Consider the following 25759-nt stretch of genomic DNA (forward strand, 5'->3'; position numbering starts at 1 on the left):
AGGGACGTTAATCATTAAAATAGAGTTTGAATTCTCTGTTAGCTAACAAACTTACACCCTTAACTAAAGAAAATGGCTCTTTAAAAGACACAAGTGCCGATAAAATCTATTCAATGAGGAGATTCAACCATATGAAACATCAAGTACTATTTGGTATAAAATCAACAAGTAAAGATGAAAAAACAATTCATAATAAACTCAAAGAATTTCTAGCATTAATAGATAGAAAAACATCTACAGCTAAGAACCCTACTATGCTTGAGAGTTTTTTACCATTCAGGATAAAACATTACCATTGGAATCTAAATAAAGAGACAGGCACATTCATTAAATTATTTCCCAATGTAGATCTTGATGCAAATACTTTCGCACCATCAAAACCAGAATGCAGCTGGTTATTGAGTATCATTTTCCACCAAGATTTTCCTGGATACGAAAGAATTAAATCCGAAGATTATATAATTAGCTTGTTAGACTCATTGAACTATGAATATGAAATGATATATGAAACAGATAGTCGTGATTCAATTAAATATGGCGACATTAAGTAGTAAAAGACTATATTTATTCCCTTAACGCGGGAGATAGTAGCCATTATCTCCCGCAGAAACTATATCTTAGAAATCTTTTAAGTACTAAAGTACCATGCTTAATATCAGCATAAGGGCACTTATGTCAGTAGTCAGTTTACTCAAATCACTGGTGCAAGTGATGTTTTAACAAGCAGTAACTGGCTACGAATGATTTGACGTATCTGATTATGCAGTTCAAATACTCGAGCGCGATCATTAAGATTTAGCGATAGATTTTCCAGCATCACCAGATCCAAATTAAATTCAGGATAATGAAGTGTCATCGACATATAGCCAGATAAATAGCCCGTATGACTGTATTCGACGAGACCATCGTCCTTATTGATCCTCACCCCATAGCCATAGCGCATATTCGGCCATAAGAATTGGATCTCGGTATACGCCGTTGTCATCCGTTGATAACTCTTTGCACTCATCAACTTGCCAGAGTGTAATAGATGCTGAAAGGCGGCATAAGCTGGCACTGAAGCAATCAATCCCCCGGCAGGTAACAAAGCTTCATCAAGCACTAAGTCAGCAGGGGCAATCACCTTGCTTTCCTGTAAACCTACGGCGAGTGAAGGCACTTTGGCGTGAATCGCCTCAATACTGCCAAGCTCAGCGCTCAAGCCATTAAGCTGGTATCGCGTTGCAAACTGCGCCACTTGCTCGGCAAAGGATTGGTGATTGACCTTCTCAAGCACTTGCCCTAAAAGTGAATAACCGAAGTTGGAGTATTCAAATTGGCTACCCGGCTCGAATCGATTAGCCTTACCCAGTTTATCGACACCCGATGTATGCGTCAGCAGTTGGTGCAGCGTAATCCGCTCGTCATATCGACTGGTATTCAATGCATCCGCACTTAGATTTGCCCACGCCACAGTGCCTTTTAGCGCCTTATTCCTCCCATCTGCATCACCAAAAAGATAATGATTAAGCGATAGGTTTAAGTCGAGTTTCCCCGCATCGACCGCCTGCAATATCAAGGTTGCGGTGATTTGTTTAGAAAGTGATGCCATCACAAAGCGCGAATCTTGACTAATACCTTCCCCCTTTTGCAGTTCAAGCTGCGGCTTGCCCTCCTCAAGCAGGATAACACTGCCACTAAATGGCTGCGGCGAATCCTTTATCGCGGCTTGGATTAAGGTCTTAATCTCCGCCACCTTCGATACTGAAGATGCGGTTTGGCTTTCAACGGCAATAGAGTTACTGCCTTGCCCGATTTGCTCTTGTTCAGCACCTGTTTCTAATAACAAACCAAAACTATTGGCACTTGGGAATAATAAAAAACCAGTCAACAGGGTACTAATAACACTCAAACGCATGGGTTATCCTTAACGTAATTAACAAATAATGCTGCCTGCTAGAAAAAAGCAAGCTTATCACAAGCGCTTTTTATGGATAATACAATTTAATCTTTACAATTGAATTATAAAGGAAATATTCCATATAAAAATGACACAACAAAGTGATACCTAGGGCAACGAAGCTAATCCGAACAGTATAAACCAAGTGGCAGTCTTCCCCAGTTTGTAGACTGAATATCTCAAGTTGCAGCGAATACACATTCAAAATGGCTATAAAACGACAATAGTAATAATTATCGCACCTAACATATATAAGCCTGCAGAAAGTGATATCGATTTTAGTGGGCTAAACTCCTCAACTTCCAACGTCTGTATATCTTCAATTTTGACTAGTTGCCCTTCTCCCTCGATCTGCTGTTCCGTTGCACTTTCGACTTGAAATTCCATTTGTTCGCCAGATATTGTGGTGACTTTGACCTTTTCACCTATGTAGCTGGATACCGATTGAGAATCCAATTTAACTTCATTGAGTGAAGAGCATGCGCAGAGGGAGAAACAGATAAGTGATACTACTGCTAACTTTTTCAAACAAGCCTCCTATCCTACAACTATTACATCCATGATAAGTTATACCTGTAGACATAAGCATTTAGGTATATGCTACTCAGCTTATGGAGTTTCGCCCACAAGTTAAAGAAACCTAGGCTAAATCCACTTAAATTAAATCCTTTGGATGAGGTTAAATAGCGATCAAATGAGCACTGAACTCATCGATGCGGTTAAAGCCAAAGATACGCTTGCTGTTAAGCGCATTATTGCAAATGACGCTGATCTTGAAGGCGTGGACAATGGCGGGATGACGGCACTCTTGCATGCCTGTGAGTTGCAGTCTTTTGAACTGCTCAAATTATTGGTGAATGCGGGGGCCAATGTGAATCATCCAAACTCGCAGGGGTATCATCCGCTCGATATTGCTTACTGGCACGGTGAGTTTCGCATGGGATGCTATACCGCTGAGAGTGAGCTCATAGTGAGCTATTTAACCCGCCACGGCGGCAAATCCTTTAGCTAGGTGAGGTGCTAAATAGCATCAAAATGCGAAAGCTAAAAACTGCGAAATGATAAAAAGCACTATAAACAAAAATCGCGTTAAGCTGGGCCTAACGCGATTTTTTATTACTCACTTACAACCTAATCACCAAAGTCATCGAGTAGGATGTTTTCTGGCTCAACGCCTAGGCTTTCAAGCATCTTAATCACTGAAGAGTTCATGATTGGAGGACCACACATGTAGTACTCGCAGTCTTCTGGTGCCTTATGATTTTTAAGATAATTCTCATAAATCACATTATGAATAAAGCCAGTGTAGCCAGTCCAATTATCCTCAGGCAATGGCTCAGATAACGCCACATGCCAGACGAAGTTGTCATTCTCGGCCGCTAGGGCATCGAAATCCGCTTGGTAAAACACTTCACGGGTTGAACGGGCGCCGTACCAGAAGCTCATTTTACGTGTGGTTTTCTTACTCTTAAGCTGATCGAAAATGTGTGAACGCATTGGTGCCATGCCGGCACCGCCGCCGATAAACACCATTTCTGCATCGGTTTCCTTCACAAAGAACTCACCGAATGGCCCTGAAATGGTCACTGTATCGCCCGCTTTCAAGTTGAAGATGTAAGATGACATCTTGCCCGCTGGCACATTGGCCGATGGTGGCGTCGCAATCCGCACGTTCAGCATAATGCGGCCCTTTTCATCGGGATAGTTGGCCATAGAGTAAGCGCGCAACACTTCTTCATTAACGGTAGAGACAATGTCAAACAGACCGTATTTGTCCCAATCGCCACGGTATTTTTCAGGAATATCAAAGTCAGCGTATTTCACCACATGGGCTGGCGCTTCAATTTGAATATAACCCCCCGCTTTAAAGCGAACATCTTCACCTTCGGGTAACTCAAGCAATAACTCCTTGATAAAAGTTGCCTTGTTATCATTAGAGATCACCTGACATTGCCACTTCTTCACCCCAAAGATTTCTTCGTCAAGTTCAAGTTCCATATCGGTTTTCACTGAGACTTGGCAGGCGAGACGACAACCTTCTTTAGCCTCTTTCTTAGTGATATGGCCCATTTCAGTCGGCAGAATGTCACCGCCGCCCGATTTAATTTTCACTCGGCACTGACCACAGGTTCCGCCGCCACCACAGGCAGACGGAATAAAAATACTCTGACTCGCCAAAGCGCCGAGTAACTTGTCACCCGCGGCAACTTGAATGCTTTTTTCGGCATCTTCGTTGATGCTGATCGTCACTTCACCCGTAGCCACTAATTTCTTTTTGGCGATTAGAATCACTATCACCAATAGACAGACCACTAGCGTGAACATGCCTATGCCAATTGCCATTTCCATCGTATTACCCTTTTCTAGCTCTTTTCTAAAAAGAATCTGGTTTCACTTTCTCAATTCTTGGCTCGCCTACTGTAGCTTTACAGCGAGATCCCTGAGAAAGACATAAAGCCCAGCGCCATCAAGCCTGTAGTAATAAAGGTGATACCAATACCTTGTAAGCCTTCGGGAATCGCGTTGAATTTCATTCTTTCGCGCAGTCCCGCCAGCAGTACAATCGCCACCGCCCAACCAAGACCCGAGCCCATCGCAAACACCACTGACTCACCGAAGTTGTAATCACGGTTCGCCATAAAGATCACCCCTGCAAAAATCGCGCAGTTCACTGTGAGCAAAGGTAAGAAGATCCCAAGGGAGTCATACAGGCTAGGAATGTACTTATCCAAAAACATTTCAAGGATTTGCACTAATGCCGCAATCACACCAATGAAAGTGATCAGTTGCAGGTAACTTAAATCGATACCGGGTAATCCCGCCCAAGACAGAGCGCCAGGTGCGAGCACTTTGACGTAAATCAGCTGGTTTAACGGCACGGCTAAGGTCATCACCACAATCACGGCAACGCCTAAACCAAAGGCGGTTGACACCTTTTTAGACACGGCCAAGAAAGTACACATGCCCAAGAAGAACGACAGCGCCATGTTGTCGATAAAAGTGGCCTGCAAAAATAGATTTATATAGTGTTCCATATCTGCTCCTTAACCCCGTTTCCGCTGGATCACATTGATAGTCCAGATCAACACACCAATCAGGAAGAAGGCGCTCGGTGGTAACTTGAACATCTCATTTGGCAAGTACCAGCCGCCATTTTCGATGGTGGTGAACACAGGGTGACCGAATAAATTACCCGTTCCTAACAGCTCGCGTACAAAGGCGACACTGATCAAAATCAAGCCATAACCTGTCGCATTACCGAGCGCATCGACGACCGCTAAATGCGGTGGATACTTCATGGCGAAAGCTTCTGCACGGCCCATGATGATACAGTTAGTGATAATTAACCCAACGAATACAGAAAGTTGCTTAGATAACTCATAGGCTACATCCTGCAGAACCATGTCGACGATAATCACCAAGGAGGCGATAACCGTCATCTGCGCGATAATGCGCACACTGGTCGGGATAAAGTTACGGATGGCAGAGATAATCAGGTTAGAAAACACCAACACAAAGGTCACTGCCAGTGTCATCACCACAGCGGTTTGCATTGAGTTACTGACCGCCAGTGCCGAACATACGCCCAGCACTTGCATTGCGACGGGGTTATTGGCAAACACTGGCCCCGTTAACATGTCACGCATGGATAAAGTGTTGCTCATTTTGCCTCTCCCAACTCACCTTGCAATTCACCCTGCGCTGCCGACGCTTTCAGCTGGTTGAAGAAGGTTTGAAAACCTTCAACGCCAAACCAAAACTCCATTGCGCGCTGCACGCCGCGGCCCGTCATGGTCGCGCCACTCACCGCATCCACACCGTGAAGATCGCCTTCTTTAACGCCACCCTTTACAAGACGTATCGCAAATTTGCCTTTTTCATCAAATAATTGCTTACCCTTCCACAACGATAACCAATGGGGATCGGTCACAAAGTCGCCGATACCAGGGGTTTCACCGTGTTCGTACACGACTAGCCCTTTAATGGTGTTGAAATCGGGTTCAACCGCCACATAACCGTAGATCATCGACCACAGACCTTTACCGTAGAAAGGCACAACCACGCTGTCTAACTTGCCGTTGACATCGAGCACTTTAAACACGCGGGCATCGTTCGCACGGGTTTTAATCTTGGCAATATCTTTTTTCGGCGCACTTGAAGTCTCAGGATTAATTGCCGCCATACGCTCATCGAAATCGAGGACGTTAGCGTCTGAGTCCACCTTACCTGTGTCTAGGTTGATCAATAATGGCTTAACAGATTTAGCAAAAATCTCTCTAAACTCATTGCCCTGACCTAGGTTCACATCGGCGGCCATCAACACATAGCGCTGCACTTCGTCACGTTTTTTGGCGACTTTACGTTCTTTCAATATGCCTGCAGTGCCTGTGATCATAAAAGAGCACAGGAGGCAGAGCGTGATGGTGAAGATCATGGTCCCCACCACAGTATCTTTCTTAAATACCATGACGTTTTAATCTCCGTTTGATGTTGGCGCGGGCCACCAGATAATCGAACAGCGGCGCCCAAAGGTTGGCGAACAGAATGGCTAACATCACGCCCTCAGGCATTTTGGGGTTAGCGACACGGATAAGCACAGTCATAAAACCAATCAAAGCACCGTAGGCAAACTTGCCTTGGCGAGTGTACGAAGTGGTCACAGGATCGGTGGCCATAAACATCATCGCCAGCGCAAAACCGCCAGTGACAAGATGCCAAGTCCACGGCATTGCCATCATTTGATTGCTGCTAGAACCGATGTAATTACACAGCGTTGCAGTCGCTATCATGCCCAGCAACACACCGAGCACAATGCGCCAATCCGCTAAGCGGCTGATCAGCAATAATGAACCGCCGATCAAAATCGCTAAGGTGCTGGTTTCGCCAATCGCACCCACGGTAAAGCCAAAAAAGTTGTTCCACCAGTTAGGATCGCTAAAGGCGCTAAACCAAGAGTAATCGGCAAAACTCAACTTGCCCGCTGCGGTTTGTGCCAGCGCCGTTGCACCAGAGAAACCATCAACGGCAACGAGCTGTTTAATGGTTGAAACTTCAGATGGATAGGCGAAGTAGATAAAAGCCAAGCCTGCCAACGCAGGGTTAAGGAAGTTATATCCCATGCCGCCAAACAGCTCTTTAGCCACGACCACACCAAAGGAAATCCCCATGGCCACCAGCCACAACGGTGTCGATACTGGCAAGATTAAGGTAAACAGCAGGGCCGTCACGAAGAAGCCTTCGTGCAACTCTTGACCACGAACCCGCGCAAACACCACTTCCCAAAACAAGCTGGTGAGCAGTGCTGTCAGGTAAATCGGCAGATAAAAACTAAGACCATAGAGGAATAAACCTAATATCCCAGTGTCTTGGCTAAGGCTGCCAAACAGGGTATTAAAGATTTCTAACTTCCAAATATCTGGCGTCGATAATCCTCCCGCGAGCGCAAGCTGTGCCTGTAGGCCAATGTTATATAGACCGAATAAAATGGCGGGCAGTAAACACAAACCGACTAGCGTCATGGTACGTTTCACGTCAATCGCGTCACGCACATGCACTTGGCCCTTAGTGCTACGACCGTTGGCAATGACGAGTGAGCGCAAGAAGCCCTTCATCGACTTACCCGTTGCGTAGTACTCTTGTTGTAAATCAGAGGCGTCCTGTAAATCAGGTTTTTTCACTTGTTTGGTCATTAACCTTCCCTCTCAATAACATCTAGACAGGCACGTAATTCTTTACCAAAGTCATATTTGCCGGGACATACGAAGGTACACAGCGCCAGATCTTCTTCATCTAACTCCAATGCACCTAAGGCCTGCGCCTCGTCGGTATCACGCACCACTAAGTCTCGAACGAGCAAGGTGGGTAAAATATCCAATGGCATCACGCGATCTAACTGACCAAAAGCCATCATGGCGCGAGCTGAACCGCCCTGATGAGTCGTAAACTCGAACAATTTAGTCGCACCAAACAGGCGTGATGTTACGGCACGAGTGATGGAGAATTTGTCAGAACCACCGCGCACCCAAGGGAGAACATGGTGCTGCGAATCTTCGCTTAACACTGACACTTGGTTGTGGAATCGGCCTAAAAAGTCATGTACGCCCGCCGCGGTATGGCCAGATAACACAGATCCCGATACCACGCGGTTATGGCCAGGTTTGATTTCATCACTCACTAAGGCACTTAGCTCAGCGCCCAACTGAGTGCGCAGTAAACGCGGGTTCAGCACACTCGGGCCACCTAAGGCGACGATGCGGTCGGTATACAACTCACCGGTTTGGAATAACTTGCCATAGGCAATCACATCTTGATAACCGATATGCCATACCTGACGTTCTAAACTCACTGGCAAGGTAAAGTGAATATGAGTGCCCACTAAACCCGCGGGATGAACACCATCAAAGCGGCGCACCTCAAGTTGTGGTAATGCTTCTTTAACAATCGCTTCGCCCTTATCCTGGCACAGGTAAACCTTGCCTTCGGTTAAACGGCTCAACACCAGCAAGCCAGCTTTAAAAGCCTCGGTTTGCTCGGCGATAATCAAACGGGGATCAGCGGCCAGTGGATTAGTATCGATAGCGGTGACGAAAATACCTGCTGGCGTGCTATCGAGCGCAGGCACGCGCGAGAAAGGCCTAGTACGCAGGGCCGTCCATAGACCACTCTTCACCAACTGGTCTTGAACGGTTGGTCGAGGGAGAGCGGCAATGTCTTGATGGATATCGAAAGAAATCTGCCCATCGCGGTTTTCACCGTCATCACAACGAATGACGACTGATTGTAGAATTCGACGCTCGCCGCGGTTAATCGCTACGACTTGGCCACTAGCGGGTGCAGTGAACAACACACCAGGCGTTTTTTTATCTTCAAATAGGGCTTGGCCCTTTTGAACAAAATCACCCTCTTCGACCAACATCGTCGGCTTAAGCCCAACGAACTCTTCTCCCAGAACAGCCACTTGGGATGGCTTAGCACCGAGTTCAATGACCTGTCGCGGCTCACCAACAATCGGCAAGTCGAGGCCTTTTTTGATCGTTACAATTTGGTTTGAAAAATCTGCCATCACAAATATCAACCATGAAAAATTTTTAGATAAATTTAGGGTAGAGATTTGTTAACGCAGATTCCGATATTGGCGTCACATTCCGCTGCAAATTCGTAAGTTAGATACGTAAATTTACGCAATTTTGTGACACAGATTCACATCCTTACTTACTGTAATCTGCAAATGTAGTTTTATAACAATTTATTCATAAATACGTCATTACTGATTTAGTAGTACCTAAGGTTTACAAAAATAAGCCAAAATCTCCATTTCAGTGCAGTAAAGCGCTAAAACCGTTAAAAGAGCAACTCAGCGAACAAACTTCAGCCAATGGCATGCCTCAAAATGGGGCAGGATGGCTAAACTTGCTGGCTATTTTTAGCGCACTAACATTTCAACCTATGGTTTAACCTTTGCTTTACAGCAAAAGCTTGGTAGCCTCAAACTAAGAGAGTTTCCGTAGGAGAAATAGATGGAATACAGACGCATACCGCATTCTAATCTTGAGGTCAGTAAAATTTGTTTGGGCACTATGACTTGGGGCGAACAAAATACCCAAGCCGAAGCGTTTGCACAGCTGGACTACGCCATAGGCAATGGCATCAACTTTATCGATACGGCGGAAATGTATCCCGTACCACCTAAGCCGGAAACCCAAGGGGAAACCGAGCGTATCCTAGGGCACTATATTAAGGCCCGCGGTAACCGAGACGACTTAGTGATCGCCACTAAAATTGCCGCACCGGGGGGTAAAAGTGATTACATTCGCAAAAATATGGCGCTGGACTGGAACAACATCCACCAAGCGGTCGATGCATCTTTAGCACGCCTCCAAATAGACACTATCGACCTTTATCAAATCCATTGGCCTGACCGTAATACCAACTTCTTTGGTGAACTGTTTTACGATCAACAAGAGCATGAACATCAAACACCGATACTTGAAACCCTAGAAGCGCTCGCCGAAGTGATCCGCCAAGGTAAAGTGCGCTATATCGGTGTGTCGAACGAAACGCCTTGGGGCTTGATGAAGTACCTGCAACTCGCCGAAAAACATGGCTTGCCGCGTATTGTGAGTGTGCAAAATCCCTATAACTTGCTTAATCGCAGTTTCGAAGTCGGCATGAGCGAAATCAGTCACCGCGAAAACTTGCCATTACTGGCCTATTCGCCACTGGCCTTTGGCGCCTTGACGGGAAAATATTGCAACGACCAATGGCCTGAAGGCGCGCGCCTGACCTTGTTTAAGCGTTTCGCCCGCTATACAGGTTCGCAAATGGCTCTGGAGGCGACAAAAGCCTATGTCGATTTGGCCCGCGAGTTCAAACTCACGCCCGCACAAATGGCGTTAGCTTTTGTTAACTCACGTAAGTTTGTCGGCTCCAATATCATAGGCGCCACCGACTTATATCAACTGAAAGAAAACATCGACAGTTTAAAAGTCACCTTATCACCAGAGCTATTAGTGCGATTAAACCAACTGTCCGATCAATTTAGATTACCTTGCCCTTAGTCGATAATCGGGTTAAATAGTGGAACTATGGCATCAGGTAAATGCACCTGATGCTATAGGCTTTTCAGCGGTAGAATCACACCTCAATTGATTAAATGGACCTTATCATGTTCTATATACTTTTTTGGCTAATGCTATGTTTTGTCACTGCAATTATAGCTTCCAGTAAAAACAGATCAGCCGTTTTATGGTTCTTCATCTCATTTATTGTGAGTCCATTGATTGGCATTATTTGCGTTGCTTGTATGCCTGCAATCACGAAAAATGAGGCTCAAGCACACACAAATGAAAATGTTCAAGAAGATAAATCACTTTATCGTGACTGCCCAGAATGCGCTGAAGAAATAAAATGCGCAGCCCGAAGGTGTAAACATTGTGGCTCAGAGGTAGTTCCGCAGGAAATCCCCCAAGTAGAACATGCTGCAATCTTAGATGAAAATGCTGACGGTCAGCCATGCAGTATCTGTAAAAGTAGAAGAACGCATGACCTATATAACGGTGTCGCTATTTGTAATCAGTGTAAAGTTTGGAATTAGTCTGCTACTTGGTTAATTCGATGACCTAATAGCATCAAGAAACGCTCTTGATGCTATCAATTTTAAAAATTAATAATCTTAAAACCTTATTACAAACCTAATCCCTCCTCGTTTAATAAGAGATTCCCCTCCTTTCAAACCTTATCTAGGTTACATTCGGATACAGAGTCCTTTTAAGAAGTGAAATATAGTGGCATCACAGTCACTAGACAGATGTCTTAAGGATAAAAAAATGAAAAAACTTTGCTTTGTAATCACAAGTGTTTTGATGTCAAGCCACGCTCTTGCTGAAAGCAATACCTACATTCGTAACGGTAATATCTATAGTCATCAAGATCAGTTCTTTGCTGGCGCAGGTGTTGCTACTGGTAGTCAGTTTTATAAGGGTCAAGATCACCAGACAGGTGCCTACCTCAATGGCGGCTACCACGGTGAAGACTTCAACGCCGATCTGTCCGGCATCAACTACCGCTTTTTAGGCACGAACGATAGTGCCGTTAATTTCAGTATCTTTGCCGTTGCCAATCCTGGCTTTGATGCCGATGATGCGGATATTTTAACGGGCATGAAGGATCGCAAATTCAGTGGCGATCTGGGTTTAAACGCCGACATTAATTTAGGAAATGGCACGTTATCGACCAAATTCCAACACGATGTCACCAATATTTATGATGGTTTTCAGGCTGATATCACCTATTACCATCCAATAAATGTAGGCTTCGGTGATCTGGTGCCTTATGCGGGTGTGCACTACTTCAGTAAAGACTTCGCAAACTACTACACAGGTGTGACGTCATCTGAAGCTACGGCGCAGCGCCCTGCCTATCAAGCCGACGGCACCTTTGCATATAAGCTAGGCTACGCTTTGGTTATTCCAGTCACTAAGCATTTAGATATTACTCAAGCCACAGGTTACTCGCACATAGGTGCCAACATGGCTGACTCTCCGCTCATAGACAGTAACAACCAGTGGGTTACTACCCTTGGCGTGAACTATAGCTTCTAAACAACCTGACGAGACAAGACCATGACACTTATCAGAAAAACATTTTTATGTGCTGGATTAGCTCTGATGCTTTCAGCTTGTGCCACTTCCTACGATACCGAAAAGCAATTTTGGTCTTTCGGTAAAGGATTTGAAACCGCACAGATTGCACCCGATAGCTGGCAGATAAGCTTTGTTGGCAATACCAACACTGACCGCGCATTGGCCCGAAAGTACGTCATGCGTAAGTCAGCAGAGTTATGCAAACAAGCGGGTTATAACTACTTCACTTTTACTCACGAACAAACCGATCGTGATGCAATTGGCCAGTTTGGAGTAGGAGCGAGCGCGAGTAAGGATATCTTGTGGGGGAGTTCGACGATGAATCAAGAAACCTCTGTCATGGTCGAAGTCACAGGTTTACATAGCAAGCCAGAAAATGCGAGTTCCCGCATCTATGAAACAGATTACATACTTAACAATGTCAATGTGAAAAGTTAATTGCTCATCAAAAATGCACCAGTCTAGATTCTCGTTAGGTATCAAGGCTGGTGCGTTTTATTTATAAATCCCCCCTGTTTAGCACCAATTCGTTAGGCACTCATTCGTATAGTGAATTGAGTCATTCCGCCTCTGTCTCTAAATCAACACAGCAGATTAGATGACGCAGATTTAGCCACATTGCTCGCTTCAGCTCATGTTAAAGAAACAGACAAAAACGACTCAAACCTCGCATTACACCAATCGTATTAAACCCCAACTTTAAACTTCAGCCTTGAATTTTAGTGACATGCGAGCCCCACCCAAGTCAGGAGCACGGCCAATACGTAATGGGGAACCCATCCAACAACCAATTCTATCGACAATCGCCAGACCCATGCCATGACCGGAATTTCCGCGGCTATGCTGACCACGCACAAAAGGTTTAATCACTTGAGCAGATTCCTGTTCATCTATGCCAGGGCCATCATCGTCAACGTGTAACCACGCAATCCCATCTTCCAATGCCAACATCAACCGGATATTGGCACGGCCAAAACGCAGCGCATTACTGAGCAAGTTATTCACCTGCATTGACAAGTACTTAGGATCTGTTTTGATATTTAGCGGTATTGGGCAGGTGATGAGTTCCATTGAAAACCCTGAGTATACTTGGCCTTGATACTTTTCCAGCAACCAAGTATTAAGCTCAATAGGTTGCCAATCAGGTTGGATATTCGCCTCATCGAGGCGGGCATAGCTGAGCAGTGTCATGACCAACTCTTCCATAGTGTCCAGATCGCGGTTCAATCGCTGAAAATACTTCACCCTAAGTTGTTCGCTTTGGGTTTCTTCTAACGCCGCAATACCAAATCGCAGCCGCGCAATCGGAGTTTTTAAATCATGGGAAACTGCCCGACTAAGCAATTTATTGTCATCGATCAATTGCTGGATGCGATCTGCCATGCGATTGAATTCGCTTTCTATTGTGCCTATATAGGACGCTTTACTGACCACAATTCGCTGCTGTAATTCTCCCATACCAAATGCTTGAGTCACCTTACTGAGATTAACCAGTTGGCGGATTAAAGGAGACACCCACACCAATAAAATCACCACCACACCGCCATAAAAAAGCATGGTATACAGCTTATTCGCGTTAAAACTCACATCGGCTGGCGTCACTATCTGGGTATTGATATTCAGCACCTGACCCGTTTTAGGCAATAAATAGTGCAAAGAGATGCCATCATCGGACTCCAGCAGTAATGATTCCCCTGAATAAAACTCTGTTTTTAGGGCTGAGGGTAAGACAAAATCCGCTTCATTCACCAAAGACAATTGATCTGCATTTCGCTGATTCCAGTTGTCTATAAACGCATTATTTGGGGCGGGATCGTTATCTAAGGTTTGCGCCAGTGAACCGCCCAGCAGTTTTAATGCCGCGAGGTGAGTTGCTGGGCTAGGCGTTTCATTATCAGGATCAATAAGTGTTGCAAACTCACTTATCGACCAGCCTAGGCTGGCAATGGCCACCAGCACGACCAGCACCAGAGAAGTCATTAACTTCTTCATAAAGCTTGCTCGGCCTCATCGCGGCAAAACAAATATCCCTTGCCACGAATGGTTTTGACTTTATAGGGCTGACTCAACGCTTCCTGCAACTTCTTGCGTAAGCGCGATATGCGAATATCCACCGAGCGGTCTAGGCCATCGTATTCAATGCCCCGCAGTTGAGCCACCAATTCATTGCGGCTCACTATCGTACCCGCCTTCAATGCCAGCAGCCACAAGACATCAAACTCATTGGCATTCAAATCCAGCGGCTGTTTATCAATGGTGACTGATTTTGCCGTCGCATTTAACACTAAAGAATCAAACACTAATTGCTGCTTTTGCTCCTCATCACTCACTCGGCGTAACAGGGCCTTTATCCGCGCTAACAGCACCTGTGGTCGAATCGGCTTAGTGAGGTAATCATCAGCCCCAGCATCTAACCCGCGGATTTCATCGCCGTCCTCAACGCAAGCCGTCATAAATAAAATGGGCCCAGTATAAAATGCCCTGGCCTCCTTACACACATCGAAGCCATTCTTAACGGGCATCATCACGTCGAGTAGCACTAAGTCAGGCATCTCATCGGCTATCATCTCTAAGGCAAAATCACCTTGGCTAGCCACTGTGACTCCGTAACCGTGATCCAGTAAATAATCACTGATCCACTCTGCCAGTGAGGTATCGTCCTCTACGACTAAGATATGCTTTGCAACTGACATATTAGAATAACCTCCAACCGGACTGACTCTGTTTAGGGGCCTTATAAACCCATGTCACGACCACTTTAACTTGCGCGAGCGGTTGCACATCATCATTACGGATAAGACTAAAAGTCGCCGTTTTATCCCCTTCAAAACTATATTGATATTCTTGCAAAGCTTTGCCAGTCCAACAGGTTAACTGGTGCTGACGGTCAGTCAGTATGAGGCAGTATTCGCCGCTCGCGGGTGTCTGCCATCGGAACAATACATCTTGATAGCAAGTTTGCCCTTTATGCAGTGCAATGCAGCGTTCTGGGGTTGCGGTAAAAATAACGGCATCATCCTGACTCCAAGCCAAAAAAGGCGCGCTCAGCATCACTACCGCTAACAATGGATAAAATCGATTCATGCCCTCCTCCTAAAACACATAGCTAAGAGAAGCATTAAAATACGATGTATAACTCGCTTGATTGAAGGGACTGTCGGTCACTTCTTGGGATAACACATTGAAGCGATACATGGCCCGAAAGACAAAATTTTCACTCAACGGATAGGCAACCCCTAACTCCATGCCGTAACTGAAAGAGCTATCCGGCCGATACTCAGGAAAGCGTTCAGTGGCTTCTTCCTTACTGATCCCAAAAAGATAGCGATTCAAGGTGGCAGATGAGTAACCTACGCTCCCCAATACGTGAAAATTCCAATTACGAACCTGCCAGGACTTACCCAATCTTGCAGAACTTTGAATACCTTGATCATCATAATAATCAGATACTAACCTATACTGAAAAACATAGTTATCGCCCCAATAACGTGTGGCACGAAAACCGGCACCAACATAGAGAGAATCTTCCGATAGTAGATAAGCATTGCGGCCAGCTTCATCCAGCGTACTGGGATCCACATCAGGACGGGACCATGAACCTTGCAAGTTAGCTAATAGCAGTTCTAATGACCAATCCTCTGAGCTCCAAAGATTAAATCCCAAATTAATGCCATCTTGAGATTGATGGATCATCTCAACAAACAGCCCTTTGTACTGGTACATGCCACTGACTAACAGCGACAACTGTGCAGAACCTGAATCCGTTTGCCGAACATCGACTTGATTAATCCCGTAAACACTCATGCCCAGCTCAAAATCACCGCCGTCAGCAAGGCGATTAGTTCCTCCAGTAACACTGCTCGCAATATCTGATGCTGCAGCGGTTCTAGGAAGAATGCTCAGCGTTAACACAAGAAGCCAAAGAATACGCATGCCCATTTAATTCACATTTTTAGTCGTTATTTAGCGCTACATATTACAACAGTTTGTTGCAAGTCACTGCACAACCAGTATCATTTTTACGGCAATTGTGTGTCGGATAACAAGAGAGACCTATATCCCAAACAACTTGAATCCTGCATCTTCAAATTTTTTGGGGATATACACACCTCACATTGAGTTAAGGCACAAATGAGGCTCAAGCTAAGATGAAGTGGCGCAGTTAAGTTAACCGCTGTCAGTCGTTGGCACACTGAATTATGGGCTAATGCATTTAAACAACTCGCACCTTAAACTGCTGCATCGTTTCCCTCAATGAATTCGCCTGCTTAGACAGTGACTCGCTGGCTTTAGCTGTTTCGTTAGCGCTGCTGAGTACCAACTCACCCGAATCACGAATCGCATTAATGCGCTCACTAATATCTTCGGCGGTCACGGCTTGCTCCTCACTAGCGGTCGCGACTTGAGTATTAGCCTGAGTCAGTTCAGTCAACGCATCTAAAATCTCAAATAGGTGCTGCTTGGCTTGATTAACGAGCAATGACGACTCACTGATTTGCTTGTCGTTATTGGCGAAGGATTCGACTGAGGATTTGGCATCTTTCACGAGTGTTTGGATAAGATCGCTGATCTCCTGCGTGGCCGTTTGACTGCGCGTTGCCAGTGCCCGCACTTCTTCGGCAACGACAGCAAAACCACGACCTTGATCTCCCGCCCGCGCCGCTTCAATCGATGCATTCAAAGCTAATAAGTTCGTCTGCCCCGCAATCGCATCGACCACTGAAACAAAGTTGAGGATTTTTCCCGTACTTGCCTGAACCTGTTGAATAAGTTGATTCGAATACTGGGCGCTGGCAACCAACTGCTTCGAGATTTTTTCGCTCGCATCGACAACCTCACAACTTTCTTTCACTTTATGCTCAGCTTGTCCCGCTGAGTAAGAAGCGGTTTCTGCACTACTCGCCACTTCAGTGATCGTTGCTGCCATTTGGGTCATAGAGGCGGCGACTTGGTCAGTGTTATCCTGCTGCCTCAACATAGCCTCACGATTATTCTTGGCCACCGCATTAAGCTCAGTCACCATAGAGGCAATTTCTTCACTTCGAGCAATCACTTGGCCAACAGTTTTACTTAAAGTCCACGCCATTTGATTCATACTGACGGTAAGTTCGCCTAATTCATCCTTGGAATCGACGCGCAGCTCTTGGTTAAAGTTGCCCTTTTCCATCATGGCGGCAGAATTACGTAACCGATTGATAGATTTGACCATGTATTGACTGCAAGCGATGCCAATCAATAATCCTATGACTAAAGACACTATCGAAATAATCGTTAAGCCATAAATCGCCCTAAGCTCTTCTTCCTCAGTCACAGAAACCGCAGTTTGGGTCATTTGCTCTAAACGCTCAACGAATTGCCTCAGCTCAGTATTAAATTCGTTTTGCGCAATCTCTAAAGATTCAACCCGCTTAGCCAAGGCTGCAGGTTCTTCTTTTTGCTGTATTCCAGTAATCACAGTGGCAAGCAGGGCTTCATAATTACCAAAACGTTGAATAATAGTGCCAATCTCTTGATTTAACTGCTGAGTTTTTTCATGTAATTGCGGATTTTCAGCCTCTTTTAATGCCTCATTGAGCATAGACTGAGTCGAGAGTAACTCCTTGCTAATGTCTTCATTGTGCTTGATAACATCCGCAATAAAAGCCACTAAAATTTGCTGGCTCGATGCGGTTTCAATGTCCGCGGCACGAAACGCTTTTTCTAAAATGACAGAGCTTTCAAGCTGCTTAATGGTGACGTCAGTTGATAATCTCACTAACGGAAGATTCTCTTCTGCAATGGCTTGAATTTCCTCCGATACACGCTGCATCTTCAACAAACTAAATCCAGACAAAATCAAGATCAGCACTAACATCACCCCAACGAGGGCGATCATCTTATGTTTAATCCGTAAGTCTTTTAAAAGCTTCACCATAAAACTACTCTCCAGCAAACACTGACAACGAAGGACGTCCAATTTAGGATAGTCGGTGTTTTAACTTTCGGTGGATGAATTAAGCGTAAAGTATTAGCTGAATTTAAAAGAAAAACTTAAACATTAGAAAAATCGCATCATAAGTCTAAAACCGTTTAAGGCGTGCGAAATATCTATTAGGCAGCAGTTTGAACAGACCTTGGTGAAATTAGGCGTTCAATACCACTGTCCAATACCAACGCCTCAACAAACCGCTAAAACTTGCATTCACATGGCAGATCACAGAAGATCCCTTGGCCTTTTTCATTGCCCTTAGCCTCGCCCATGACTCAACCTGCATCGCCTACGCCAAATACTGTGACTCACACAGCGACGAATACAATGGCTGACATTGAAACATCCCATGCCTCGGCGAGTGCTATGCCTGATACCACAGTGACACTTTGCTCATCTGAGGCATATCAGCTAAATGCTCAGATTCGGTCGCAATTCCCAGCGTTAAATCAACTGCTTGATGTCTATCCCTTGTGTTATCTCGACACCGCAGCCACCAGCCAGAAACCGCAAATGGTGTTAGATGCCATGGCGCAGTTTTACGCTAACGACAATGCGAATGTACACCGTGCTGCGCATCAGTTATCAGCGCGTTCGACCTTAAGCTATGAGAAAGTGCGCGATCAGTTGCAGCAATTTTTGAAGGCAAAACGCCGCGAAGAAATCATTTTTACCCACGGCACCACAGAATCAATCAACTTAGTCGCCTTTGGACTCACTGCACACGTAAACGCAGGCGATGTAATATTAATCGACGCCGCCGCCCACCATGCCAATATCGTACCTTGGCAGGAACTGGCAAAACGCACGGGGGCAATGATTAAACCAATCCCGCTCTGTCAGGATTGCCGCTTAGATATCAACGCCTATAAAACCTTGCTCGAGTTAAAGCCTAAAATCGTCGCCCTGTGTCATGTTTCCAACGCACTAGGTACAGTCAATCCCGTGGCTCAGCTAGTGCAGTTAGCGAAAAAACAAGGTGCTATCACCTTAGTTGATGGCGCACAGGCAGTTGCGCATTTAACGCTGGATGTGACTGAAATCGATTGTGATTTTTACGTCTTCTCAGGGCATAAAATGTATGGTCCCACTGGTGTTGGTGTGCTTTACGGCCGTTTCGACGCGTTAGATAATCTCGCGCCACTATTAACTGGCGGCGAGATGATTAAACGCGTGAGCTTTGAGGCGACAGAATTTGGCAACCTGCCGAATCGCTTAGAGGCGGGCACACCGCCGATTGCTGAAGTCATAGGTTTGGGTGCGGCCATTACATTTTTACAAACCGAACTCATGCCGCAGGTTCAAGCTTATGAAGCTGAACTAGTTAACTATTTACAAAGCCAATTGCGCGCGCTCGGTGAAGTGCATTTATACGGCGCCTTTGATGACAATATCGGTGTAGTCGCGTTTAATCTTGCCGGTGAACATCACCAAGATGTAGGCATTTTGCTGGACCAACAAGGGGTTGCCGTTCGTTGTGGCCATCATTGTGCCATGCCATTAATGCAGAGCCTGAATCTTAAGGGCTGTTGTCGCGCCTCTATCGGTATCTACACCAATAAAGACGATATCGACCGCTTTATTGCCGCGTTAGCCTCGGTAAAAGACTTGCTGCTGTAATCCAGCATTTAGCCACTGTTCTACCCAACTCATACGATGCTCAAAATAAGTTAGACAGGATTTCGCCCTATGACAGATTCAATCATGCCTATGCCAAATGAGGCCGATTTTCACTATTTAGTGCAAGATGCCGAAACCTTACTGGCGCGTTTTACCAATGCCCCTAACTGGCAGGAAAGATATCGCCACATTATGTTGTTAGGGAAAGACTTACCAAGCTTAAGCCCTGAGCTTCGCATCGAGACCGCTCAAGTAAAAGGCTGCGAGAGTGATGCGTGGATTTACCATCTAGAACAGGCTGGCAAACACTATTATTTAGCCGACAGCGATGCCCGCATCGTTAAGGGATTGATTGGATTATTGCTTGGTGCCTGCCATGGCAAAAGCCGCACTGAAATCCAAGCATTTGATCCTACAGCTTACTTCAAACAATTGGGCCTAGAAGGTCAGCTCAGCCCATCGCGCACTAACGGCCTTAACTCACTGGCAAAAGCAATGGTTGAAGCCACTCGATAATCATAACCCGAGGGTTTTCATTTACTGTGACAAGCGATAATTGAAACCACTCGGCAACAACAAATAATCACAACTCTAGCTCAGGGGCAAAGGCCAAAAAAGGGATTTAATCAAAGACTTCTACGCCCTAAAAAGGTATAAAGAAGTTACATTTGCGTTATTGATAGGAACCGAGCATGCCCATCAAGGCAGTCAATCACTACCGTCGTACACTCCTTAAAGGTCTTGGCGCAGCAACTCTGTTAAGCCCACTCGCCAGTTTACCTAGCTTTGCCGCCGCACAGAGGCGGATATATGTCGATGGTTTATCTTTCCTTCCCGATAACTTAAGTGATGTAACTGCCGCTAAGCTCGATGCCTATCTTTGCGATATTTCGGCTATTGAGACCATAGAACAAGCCGATGGCACTCAAAACTACAAACGCACTTATAAAGCTTGCATGGAAAGCATTAAGCAGGCCGCTAAACGGGTGAGCGATCATCCCGATATTTTACTGCAAGGTCTGAGGGGGCGAGATATTCAACGTGCCCGCGACAGCCAGCGCACTGCGGTATACTTTCAAATCCAAGGCGCAGATTGTGTCGAAGAAGACAGCGAAGCTAACCAGTGGGCGCGGGTAGATGAGTTTCATCAACAAGGGCTACGCGTACTGCAGCTCACCCACCATTACGGCAATACCTTTGCCGGTGGCGCCTTAGATAATGATGCCAGTGGCGGACTCAATAAACCACTCACGGCCCACGGGCACGAGCTTATCGCCAAACTCAATCACGCCAATATCTTGGTCGATGTGAGTCACTCCAGCGCTCAAACCGCTTTAGATGTCGCAAAAATCACTAAATCACCCATAGTGCAAAGCCACGGCGCAGCGCGCGGTATAGTAAACCATGCCCGTTGTTCCCCCGATGAAGTGATCCGCGCCATCGGCGATAGCGGCGGCGTATTCGGCGTATTTATGATGAGTTTCTGGCTTACCAATAATGCCGTGCCCACGATTGATGATTATATTCGCCAACTGGAATACGTTATGCGTGTTGGTGGAGTGGACTGCGTGGCAATCGCTAATGACTTCCCGCTCCGTGGCCAAGAAAACCTACTGGCACTGGGTAATGACAACGCCAAAGGCATTAAAGAATATCAAGAATGGTGGTACAGCCTGAGGGCGAAAGGCGTGCTAGGTTTTGATGCAGAGCCAAGGCATGTAGTAATCCCCGAGCTGAATCATATCGATCGCATGAGCCGTATCGACGATGCCTTAGCCAAGGCACGCTTTAAATCTACCGACCGCGACCGTTTTATGGGTGGTAACTGGCAAAGAGTGCTCAACAAAGTGCTACTGTAAATGCCATTGTTTTATCGTCATGTTTAATTTACTTTGTCGATAAATTTACTGGCTTATCAGCTTGTTTCAGTCTTGGATATTCTATGCTGACCACACTCGCTATTTTCAATTATCGCTCTCTGCGTGAAATCGTCTTGCCCCTAGGGCAACTCAATTTGATCACTGGGGCGAATGGTAGTGGTAAATCGAATCTATACAAGGCACTACGTTTACTCGCACAAACGGCGCAAGGCGGCGTTGTCAATGCTTTAGCCCAAGAAGGCGGACTCGACTCCAGCTTTTGGGCGGGACCAGAAAACCCCACCAAAAGTATGCTAGCGGGCGACACCGCCATTGAAGCCACCGTCAGGCAAGCGCCAAAACGCCTAAAGCTTGGATTTGCTGGCGAAGATTTTAGCTATCTTATTGAACTCGGTTTACCCAAACCCGACGCCACTACGCTGTTTGGCTTAGATCCACAAATCAAGCGCGAAGCCATTTGGAACGGGCCTAAGTATCGCCCCTCAACTGTATTGGTTGAGCGCCGTGGTCCTATGGTAAAGAGTCGCAGTGCTGACGGACAAGGCTGGATAACCTTAGGCGCACACCTGCAAACCGGCGACAGTATTTTTACCGAACTTGCCGATCCAGAGCGCAGCCCTGAAGTGCTAAAGCTTCGCGATAGTATCCGCGCATGGCGTTTTTACGATCACTTCAGAACCGATGCAGAAGCGCCAGCCCGTCGTCCACAATTAGGTACAGCCACGCCAGTATTGCACCACGATGGGCGCGACCTTGCATCAGCAATTCAAACCATTTTTGAGATAGGTGATAAAACGGCTTTTGACCATGCGGTCAGCGATGCGTTTCCCGGTGCTGAGGTTCGAATCGAACCTCAAGAGGGCGGCATTTTAGTGCTCGCATTTCATCAGCATGGTTTATTAAGGCCACTCAATGCCAGTGAATTGTCGGATGGCACCCTGCGCTATTTGCTGTTAATCGCCGCCCTACTGACCCCAAGACCGCCAGAGCTTATGGTGTTAAATGAGCCAGAAACTAGCCTACATCCCGACTTATTACCTGCGCTTGCACGCTTAATCGCTAAGGTATCGGAAGAGTGCCAGTTGTGGGTGGTTTCCCATGCTAATCGGCTTATTAATGCCTTAAGCCAATTTGAACACTGCAATACCTTGGCCTTAGACAAAACCTTAGGCCAAACGCAGATCCAAGGCCAAGACTTACTCAATACACCCAGTTGGCTATGGCAGAATCGTTAACCTGTAGCCTTAGCCTTAGCCTTAGCCTTAGCCTTAATCAATCGTAAAATACCGCGAGCCAAAGGGTTTCTGAACTTATAGAAGTCGAAGCGACTCGATGTTTTTGATGGGGCGGAATCGTTAAGTAATCACCAGGGGTTAGCGTAACGGGTTCACCTTGTTCAAATTCAAGCGTCGCCTCGCCTTTGAGCAGCATCACCCATTCATGTTGAGTTTGATCGTACCATTGAGCTTCGAGCGTAGCTTGCCCATTGGAAACGATACGTTCTACGGTCACAGTGTCATTACCCGCCAGTTTTTCAAACACTTCGGCCGATAAATCTGTGGGTAATTTTGCAAAAAAGTTATCAAGCATTTTGTCTTTATTCCTCTGCTTTTATTAATGTGCCACTCTGATTAAACGGTATTTGGAGCAATCAAGCATTGAGAAACGAATCCATAAACCGCTATGATATGCGCACAGAAATACTCAGTTACCATGAGTATTCCTCAGATAAGCTTATTGTTTTACATATGGATATGGAGATTTCCCCCAATGTCGTTGTTTCGCGCACTCAAAGCCAAGTTATTTCCCTCAAACCAAACTAGCCACGATCCAAAAGACATTCATCTTCAAACTGAATCACAAACACTCAGCCAAGAACAAGATTTAACGCAGGAGCCGTCAGTCGCTGCGCCGCTATTCCAGCGCCACTTCAGCTTAAAAATTCATGCGACAAAGGCAGACGCGACTTCTTGCGAAGAAAATGCCAACCACGGCTTAACTCTCTATCACTACGATACGCCCCAAGTCATAGAACTCTTGGGCTGGGAAAACGCCAATGAATGCTGCGACTTCCACCATACCGAATTCGACCGCCTCGAAATCAGCAATCAATTCCCTTTCCCCAAGCAGCACTTTTGGCTCGACCAGGTAAAAGTGTGCAGTATCACCCCCAAAAAGAACAGCCAAATAAAGGCGTTGTGGCAAGTTGAGCTTAACAATCTCGATGCATTATTGATAAGCCACTTTACCCTCGATGCTGACAATATAGTGCAAGGCGATATTCAAGATTACGCCAGCCTAACAGGCCAACTGCACCGCACTTTTCACCAACTCAATACTGAAGATGGTGCGGGTATACTTAGAATCATCACCCAAAGCCCAGGGCTTACCCAAGCCGTCGATTCAAACTATTTTGGCGAACGTAATGGCGTGACCCGTCAATTCAATGCCCTAGGTACCCTGTTATTTGAAGGCAACTTTATTAATGATCAGCAACTTGGAACACAAACGTGGTACGACCATGAGGGCAAGATCAATCAAATAGAAGATCGCCATCCCCAAGGTCAATTTATTCAATACTTTTATGGCAATGGTCAGCTTAAAGAAACCGCCGAACAAGATAGCAATGGATATTATATCAATACGTTAACTCGCTACTATGAATCTGGACAAATACAGCTGATCCGGCCCTTAGTGCAAGATGTTATCCACGGAATTGAAAAACAATATTACCCTGATGGTTCACTAGAAGCTGAAAGATATTACAACCAAGGCTATGAATATGAAGCCGTTTGGTATCATCCCAATGGAGCGATTAAACAAAAAGTGTTTAACGATGTGACGGGCAAAGTCATTGAAGAGTTTTACGACTCAGGTAAGCCTGCATGGCGTGAACCCTTCAATACCGAAGGCCAATTACATGGCGAACATGTAAAATGGTATCCCAATGGTCAACTTGAAGAAAAAATCTATTTTGAGGATGGTAAAGAACAAGGCATGGCCCTTTGGTATCATGACAATGGTCAACTCGCCCTTGAGATCTATCTTGAAAAGGGACTCAGGGAAGGTCTATTTAGAAGCTATTATAAAAGTGGCGTGCTTTCGGCCGAAGGCCAATATAAAAATAACCTCTCGGTAGCCCCTTTTATTGAATACCACGAAAACCAGCAAATTCAGATGTACTTACCGCACACACAGGGCAACCGTGATGGCACTGCTCGCTGGTTTTATGAAGATGGCACGATACGCACGATCTCTGAATATGAAGTTCGTGATGGTCAAGGCTACCTCAAAGAGTCCAGCTTTTATAATAACAAAGGGATCCTCGAATCCTATCAGAGTCACTCGAATACCCGCTGCAGCTATAATCTTGATAATAATCAAAGGGAATACTATCAAGAAGGTATTGCCGATACTCACATCGAATATTATGAAGATGGTGCCATTCGCTGGTTACTCACCCGTACGCAAGGGGATTTATTTAGCTCTAAATCCTTATCCCCTCAAGGTTTAATTTTAGAAACTGGCACAATCCAAATTACTAATGGTCGTTACCTCGATATCGGCCATTGGCAACGTTTTACGCCCCAAGGAAAAGTGTACCGCGAAGCCTGGCTAGATGAACAAGGCCAACTGATAGAAAGCCGTCACTACTTTGATTTTCATGAAAATATAGCAACTCAGGAAGATGAAGAACCTGAATGGGATAGCCCAGAAAATCCTAGTTATGACTATGATGAAGACGATGCTGATGGGCAAAGTAACGGACCAAATAACCGTACGGATAACAGCGAACATCATGCTAGCAATAGTAGAAATAACGCATATTTATCTCGTCAGAAGTATCACGCACCCAATGGCAATACCACGACAAAACAGCGAGAAGATAAAACAATAGCAGTAGATGTCGCCGCTCACACCGAAGAACCCATATTGGCTTATCATTTAAAATTTGATGATGAAAGCAAACTTTATGCAATGAAACGCTATCATCCCAATCGCCAGATTGCCGAAGAAGGTAATTTACAAATTCAGGGACAAGAGCAATTCTGGGTCGGCATCCACAATCAATACGATGAGCAAGGCAAACTCAAGCTTTCCGAAACCTATACTATGGCGGGCGAACCGATAGAGCACTCCACTAGCACAAGTAGGATAGTGTTAAATTAATCAAGCAGATTTGAATCACACTCGATAACGAGGATAGGTA

At 45.6% G+C, this 25759-nt stretch carries 25 protein-coding genes; 11 read left to right on the plus strand and 14 right to left on the minus strand.

All coding sequences use genetic code 11. The features are described from left to right. Positions 1-131: 131 nt before the first annotated feature. Positions 132-551: a hypothetical protein gene (locus L5M17_RS03600; protein ID WP_263145267.1), complete on the plus strand. Its 420-nt coding sequence runs from the start codon at positions 132-134 to the stop codon at positions 549-551. A gap of 140 nt (positions 552-691) precedes the next feature. Here the strand turns inward: L5M17_RS03600 and L5M17_RS03605 are convergent, their stop codons facing one another. Beyond that, positions 692-1897 (minus strand): serine hydrolase domain-containing protein, encoded by a 1206-nt coding sequence (locus tag L5M17_RS03605; RefSeq protein ID WP_263145269.1) that lies wholly within the window; start codon positions 1895-1897, stop codon positions 692-694. A 252-nt stretch (positions 1898-2149) separates the two neighbouring features. Next, positions 2150-2467, minus strand: coding sequence for a hypothetical protein (locus L5M17_RS03610; RefSeq protein ID WP_173497308.1), 318 nt, complete (start codon positions 2465-2467; stop codon positions 2150-2152). Positions 2468-2633: 166 nt separating this feature from the next. On the opposite strand from L5M17_RS03610, the gene L5M17_RS03615 reads away from it, so the two are divergent. Continuing rightward, a complete protein-coding gene (locus L5M17_RS03615) occupies positions 2634-2951 on the plus strand; it encodes an ankyrin repeat domain-containing protein (protein WP_263145273.1) in 318 nt (105 codons plus the stop codon). Between the two features lie 119 nt (positions 2952-3070). Here the strand turns inward: L5M17_RS03615 and nqrF are convergent, their stop codons facing one another. The 6 genes from nqrF to L5M17_RS03645 form a co-directional block, all read right to left on the minus strand. Then, a complete protein-coding gene (gene nqrF / locus L5M17_RS03620; protein ID WP_105250115.1) occupies positions 3071-4288 on the minus strand; it encodes an NADH:ubiquinone reductase (Na(+)-transporting) subunit F in 1218 nt (405 codons plus the stop codon). Positions 4289-4365: 77 nt separating this feature from the next. Further along, positions 4366-4974 (minus strand): NADH:ubiquinone reductase (Na(+)-transporting) subunit E, encoded by a 609-nt coding sequence (nqrE, locus tag L5M17_RS03625; RefSeq protein WP_105250116.1) that lies wholly within the window; start codon positions 4972-4974, stop codon positions 4366-4368. A gap of 9 nt (positions 4975-4983) precedes the next feature. Beyond that, complete coding sequence (locus L5M17_RS03630; RefSeq protein WP_028761892.1) at positions 4984-5604, minus strand: NADH:ubiquinone reductase (Na(+)-transporting) subunit D; 621 nt, start codon at positions 5602-5604, stop codon at positions 4984-4986. Continuing rightward, positions 5601-6407, minus strand: coding sequence for a Na(+)-translocating NADH-quinone reductase subunit C (locus tag L5M17_RS03635; RefSeq protein ID WP_263145275.1), 807 nt, complete (start codon positions 6405-6407; stop codon positions 5601-5603). Before L5M17_RS03635 ends, L5M17_RS03630 begins: the two co-directional genes overlap by 4 nt. Continuing rightward, entirely contained in the window at positions 6397-7629 is a 1233-nt protein-coding gene (locus tag L5M17_RS03640) for an NADH:ubiquinone reductase (Na(+)-transporting) subunit B (protein ID WP_028759366.1), read from the minus strand. Before L5M17_RS03640 ends, L5M17_RS03635 begins: the two co-directional genes overlap by 11 nt. After that, positions 7629-9002, minus strand: coding sequence for a Na(+)-translocating NADH-quinone reductase subunit A (locus L5M17_RS03645; protein WP_105250119.1), 1374 nt, complete (start codon positions 9000-9002; stop codon positions 7629-7631). The genes L5M17_RS03640 and L5M17_RS03645 overlap by 1 nt, the downstream gene beginning before the upstream one ends. A gap of 454 nt (positions 9003-9456) precedes the next feature. Between L5M17_RS03645 and L5M17_RS03650 the strand changes: the two genes are divergently transcribed. From L5M17_RS03650 to L5M17_RS03665, 4 genes are all read left to right on the plus strand, one after another. Further along, the gene (locus tag L5M17_RS03650; protein WP_263145279.1) at positions 9457-10497 is read left to right on the plus strand and encodes an NADP(H)-dependent aldo-keto reductase; all 1041 of its coding nucleotides are present in this window, start codon (positions 9457-9459) and stop codon (positions 10495-10497) included. 107 nt (positions 10498-10604) lie between these two features. Next, positions 10605-11033 carry a hypothetical protein gene (locus tag L5M17_RS03655; protein WP_173246641.1) on the plus strand — a complete coding sequence of 143 codons (429 nt, stop codon included), beginning with the start codon at positions 10605-10607 and terminating at the stop codon, positions 11031-11033. 232 nt (positions 11034-11265) lie between these two features. Next, the gene (gene ompV / locus L5M17_RS03660; protein WP_317629585.1) at positions 11266-12039 is read left to right on the plus strand and encodes an outer membrane protein OmpV; all 774 of its coding nucleotides are present in this window, start codon (positions 11266-11268) and stop codon (positions 12037-12039) included. A 21-nt stretch (positions 12040-12060) separates the two neighbouring features. After that, positions 12061-12519 (plus strand): CC0125/CC1285 family lipoprotein, encoded by a 459-nt coding sequence (locus L5M17_RS03665; protein ID WP_028761861.1) that lies wholly within the window; start codon positions 12061-12063, stop codon positions 12517-12519. A gap of 261 nt (positions 12520-12780) precedes the next feature. On the opposite strand, the gene L5M17_RS03670 is transcribed toward L5M17_RS03665, so the two are convergent. The 5 genes from L5M17_RS03670 to L5M17_RS03690 form a co-directional block, all read right to left on the minus strand. Continuing rightward, the gene (locus tag L5M17_RS03670; RefSeq protein WP_219234439.1) at positions 12781-14073 is read right to left on the minus strand and encodes an ATP-binding protein; all 1293 of its coding nucleotides are present in this window, start codon (positions 14071-14073) and stop codon (positions 12781-12783) included. Continuing rightward, complete coding sequence (locus L5M17_RS03675) at positions 14070-14774, minus strand: response regulator transcription factor (protein ID WP_105250123.1); 705 nt, start codon at positions 14772-14774, stop codon at positions 14070-14072. The genes L5M17_RS03670 and L5M17_RS03675 overlap by 4 nt, the downstream gene beginning before the upstream one ends. 1 nt (position 14775) lies before the next feature. Further along, the gene (locus L5M17_RS03680) at positions 14776-15165 is read right to left on the minus strand and encodes a DUF3019 domain-containing protein (protein WP_198572850.1); all 390 of its coding nucleotides are present in this window, start codon (positions 15163-15165) and stop codon (positions 14776-14778) included. A gap of 9 nt (positions 15166-15174) precedes the next feature. Further along, positions 15175-16014 (minus strand): MipA/OmpV family protein, encoded by an 840-nt coding sequence (locus tag L5M17_RS03685; RefSeq protein ID WP_028761859.1) that lies wholly within the window; start codon positions 16012-16014, stop codon positions 15175-15177. Positions 16015-16294: 280 nt separating this feature from the next. Next, on the minus strand, positions 16295-17995 hold the full coding sequence (locus L5M17_RS03690) for a methyl-accepting chemotaxis protein (protein ID WP_263145291.1): 1701 nt from the start codon (positions 17993-17995) through the stop codon (positions 16295-16297). A 324-nt stretch (positions 17996-18319) separates the two neighbouring features. Here L5M17_RS03690 and L5M17_RS03695 point away from each other — a divergent pair, with 324 nt between their 5' ends. The 4 genes from L5M17_RS03695 (at position 18320) to L5M17_RS03710 (ending at position 22784) form a co-directional block, all read left to right on the plus strand. Beyond that, positions 18320-19669 carry an aminotransferase class V-fold PLP-dependent enzyme gene (locus L5M17_RS03695; protein WP_263145293.1) on the plus strand — a complete coding sequence of 450 codons (1350 nt, stop codon included), beginning with the start codon at positions 18320-18322 and terminating at the stop codon, positions 19667-19669. 69 nt (positions 19670-19738) lie between these two features. Further along, positions 19739-20185 (plus strand): SufE family protein, encoded by a 447-nt coding sequence (locus L5M17_RS03700; RefSeq protein WP_263145296.1) that lies wholly within the window; start codon positions 19739-19741, stop codon positions 20183-20185. A gap of 176 nt (positions 20186-20361) precedes the next feature. Continuing rightward, positions 20362-21528, plus strand: a complete 1167-nt coding sequence (locus L5M17_RS03705) for a membrane dipeptidase (RefSeq protein ID WP_173497298.1) — start codon at positions 20362-20364, stop codon at positions 21526-21528. A gap of 83 nt (positions 21529-21611) precedes the next feature. Continuing rightward, a complete protein-coding gene (locus L5M17_RS03710) occupies positions 21612-22784 on the plus strand; it encodes an AAA family ATPase (protein WP_113939784.1) in 1173 nt (390 codons plus the stop codon). A gap of 37 nt (positions 22785-22821) precedes the next feature. On the opposite strand, the gene L5M17_RS03715 is transcribed toward L5M17_RS03710, so the two are convergent. Further along, on the minus strand, positions 22822-23139 hold the full coding sequence (locus tag L5M17_RS03715) for a cupin domain-containing protein (RefSeq protein ID WP_198572856.1): 318 nt from the start codon (positions 23137-23139) through the stop codon (positions 22822-22824). A 180-nt stretch (positions 23140-23319) separates the two neighbouring features. Between L5M17_RS03715 and L5M17_RS03720 the strand changes: the two genes are divergently transcribed. Then, positions 23320-25719 (plus strand): toxin-antitoxin system YwqK family antitoxin, encoded by a 2400-nt coding sequence (locus L5M17_RS03720; RefSeq protein ID WP_263145301.1) that lies wholly within the window; start codon positions 23320-23322, stop codon positions 25717-25719. The last annotated feature ends 40 nt before the right edge of the window (positions 25720-25759 follow it).

This window comes from Shewanella sp. SW24 (assembly GCF_025653395.1).
Classification (GTDB): domain Bacteria; phylum Pseudomonadota; class Gammaproteobacteria; order Enterobacterales; family Shewanellaceae; genus Shewanella; species Shewanella oncorhynchi.

Excerpts from the sequence above, each read along its gene's own strand:
- L5M17_RS03600 (WP_263145267.1), top strand. The coding sequence starts at position 132 with ATGAAACATCAAGTACTATTTGGTATAAAATCAACAAGTAAAGATGAA.
- L5M17_RS03605 (WP_263145269.1), bottom strand. The coding sequence starts at position 1,897 with ATGCGTTTGAGTGTTATTAGTACCCTGTTGACTGGTTTTTTATTATTC.
- L5M17_RS03615 (WP_263145273.1), top strand. The coding sequence starts at position 2,634 with ATGAGCACTGAACTCATCGATGCGGTTAAAGCCAAAGATACGCTTGCT.
- nqrF (WP_105250115.1), bottom strand. The coding sequence starts at position 4,288 with ATGGAAATGGCAATTGGCATAGGCATGTTCACGCTAGTGGTCTGTCTA.
- nqrE (WP_105250116.1), bottom strand. The coding sequence starts at position 4,974 with ATGGAACACTATATAAATCTATTTTTGCAGGCCACTTTTATCGACAAC.
- L5M17_RS03630 (WP_028761892.1), bottom strand. The coding sequence starts at position 5,604 with ATGAGCAACACTTTATCCATGCGTGACATGTTAACGGGGCCAGTGTTT.
- L5M17_RS03635 (WP_263145275.1), bottom strand. The coding sequence starts at position 6,407 with ATGGTATTTAAGAAAGATACTGTGGTGGGGACCATGATCTTCACCATC.
- L5M17_RS03640 (WP_028759366.1), bottom strand. The coding sequence starts at position 7,629 with ATGACCAAACAAGTGAAAAAACCTGATTTACAGGACGCCTCTGATTTA.
- L5M17_RS03645 (WP_105250119.1), bottom strand. The coding sequence starts at position 9,002 with ATGGCAGATTTTTCAAACCAAATTGTAACGATCAAAAAAGGCCTCGAC.
- L5M17_RS03650 (WP_263145279.1), top strand. The coding sequence starts at position 9,457 with ATGGAATACAGACGCATACCGCATTCTAATCTTGAGGTCAGTAAAATT.
- L5M17_RS03655 (WP_173246641.1), top strand. The coding sequence starts at position 10,605 with ATGTTCTATATACTTTTTTGGCTAATGCTATGTTTTGTCACTGCAATT.
- ompV (WP_317629585.1), top strand. The coding sequence starts at position 11,266 with ATGAAAAAACTTTGCTTTGTAATCACAAGTGTTTTGATGTCAAGCCAC.
- L5M17_RS03665 (WP_028761861.1), top strand. The coding sequence starts at position 12,061 with ATGACACTTATCAGAAAAACATTTTTATGTGCTGGATTAGCTCTGATG.
- L5M17_RS03670 (WP_219234439.1), bottom strand. The coding sequence starts at position 14,073 with ATGAAGAAGTTAATGACTTCTCTGGTGCTGGTCGTGCTGGTGGCCATT.
- L5M17_RS03675 (WP_105250123.1), bottom strand. The coding sequence starts at position 14,774 with ATGTCAGTTGCAAAGCATATCTTAGTCGTAGAGGACGATACCTCACTG.
- L5M17_RS03680 (WP_198572850.1), bottom strand. The coding sequence starts at position 15,165 with ATGAATCGATTTTATCCATTGTTAGCGGTAGTGATGCTGAGCGCGCCT.
- L5M17_RS03685 (WP_028761859.1), bottom strand. The coding sequence starts at position 16,014 with ATGCGTATTCTTTGGCTTCTTGTGTTAACGCTGAGCATTCTTCCTAGA.
- L5M17_RS03690 (WP_263145291.1), bottom strand. The coding sequence starts at position 17,995 with ATGGTGAAGCTTTTAAAAGACTTACGGATTAAACATAAGATGATCGCC.
- L5M17_RS03695 (WP_263145293.1), top strand. The coding sequence starts at position 18,320 with ATGACTCAACCTGCATCGCCTACGCCAAATACTGTGACTCACACAGCG.
- L5M17_RS03700 (WP_263145296.1), top strand. The coding sequence starts at position 19,739 with ATGACAGATTCAATCATGCCTATGCCAAATGAGGCCGATTTTCACTAT.
- L5M17_RS03705 (WP_173497298.1), top strand. The coding sequence starts at position 20,362 with ATGCCCATCAAGGCAGTCAATCACTACCGTCGTACACTCCTTAAAGGT.
- L5M17_RS03710 (WP_113939784.1), top strand. The coding sequence starts at position 21,612 with ATGCTGACCACACTCGCTATTTTCAATTATCGCTCTCTGCGTGAAATC.
- L5M17_RS03715 (WP_198572856.1), bottom strand. The coding sequence starts at position 23,139 with ATGCTTGATAACTTTTTTGCAAAATTACCCACAGATTTATCGGCCGAA.
- L5M17_RS03720 (WP_263145301.1), top strand. The coding sequence starts at position 23,320 with ATGTCGTTGTTTCGCGCACTCAAAGCCAAGTTATTTCCCTCAAACCAA.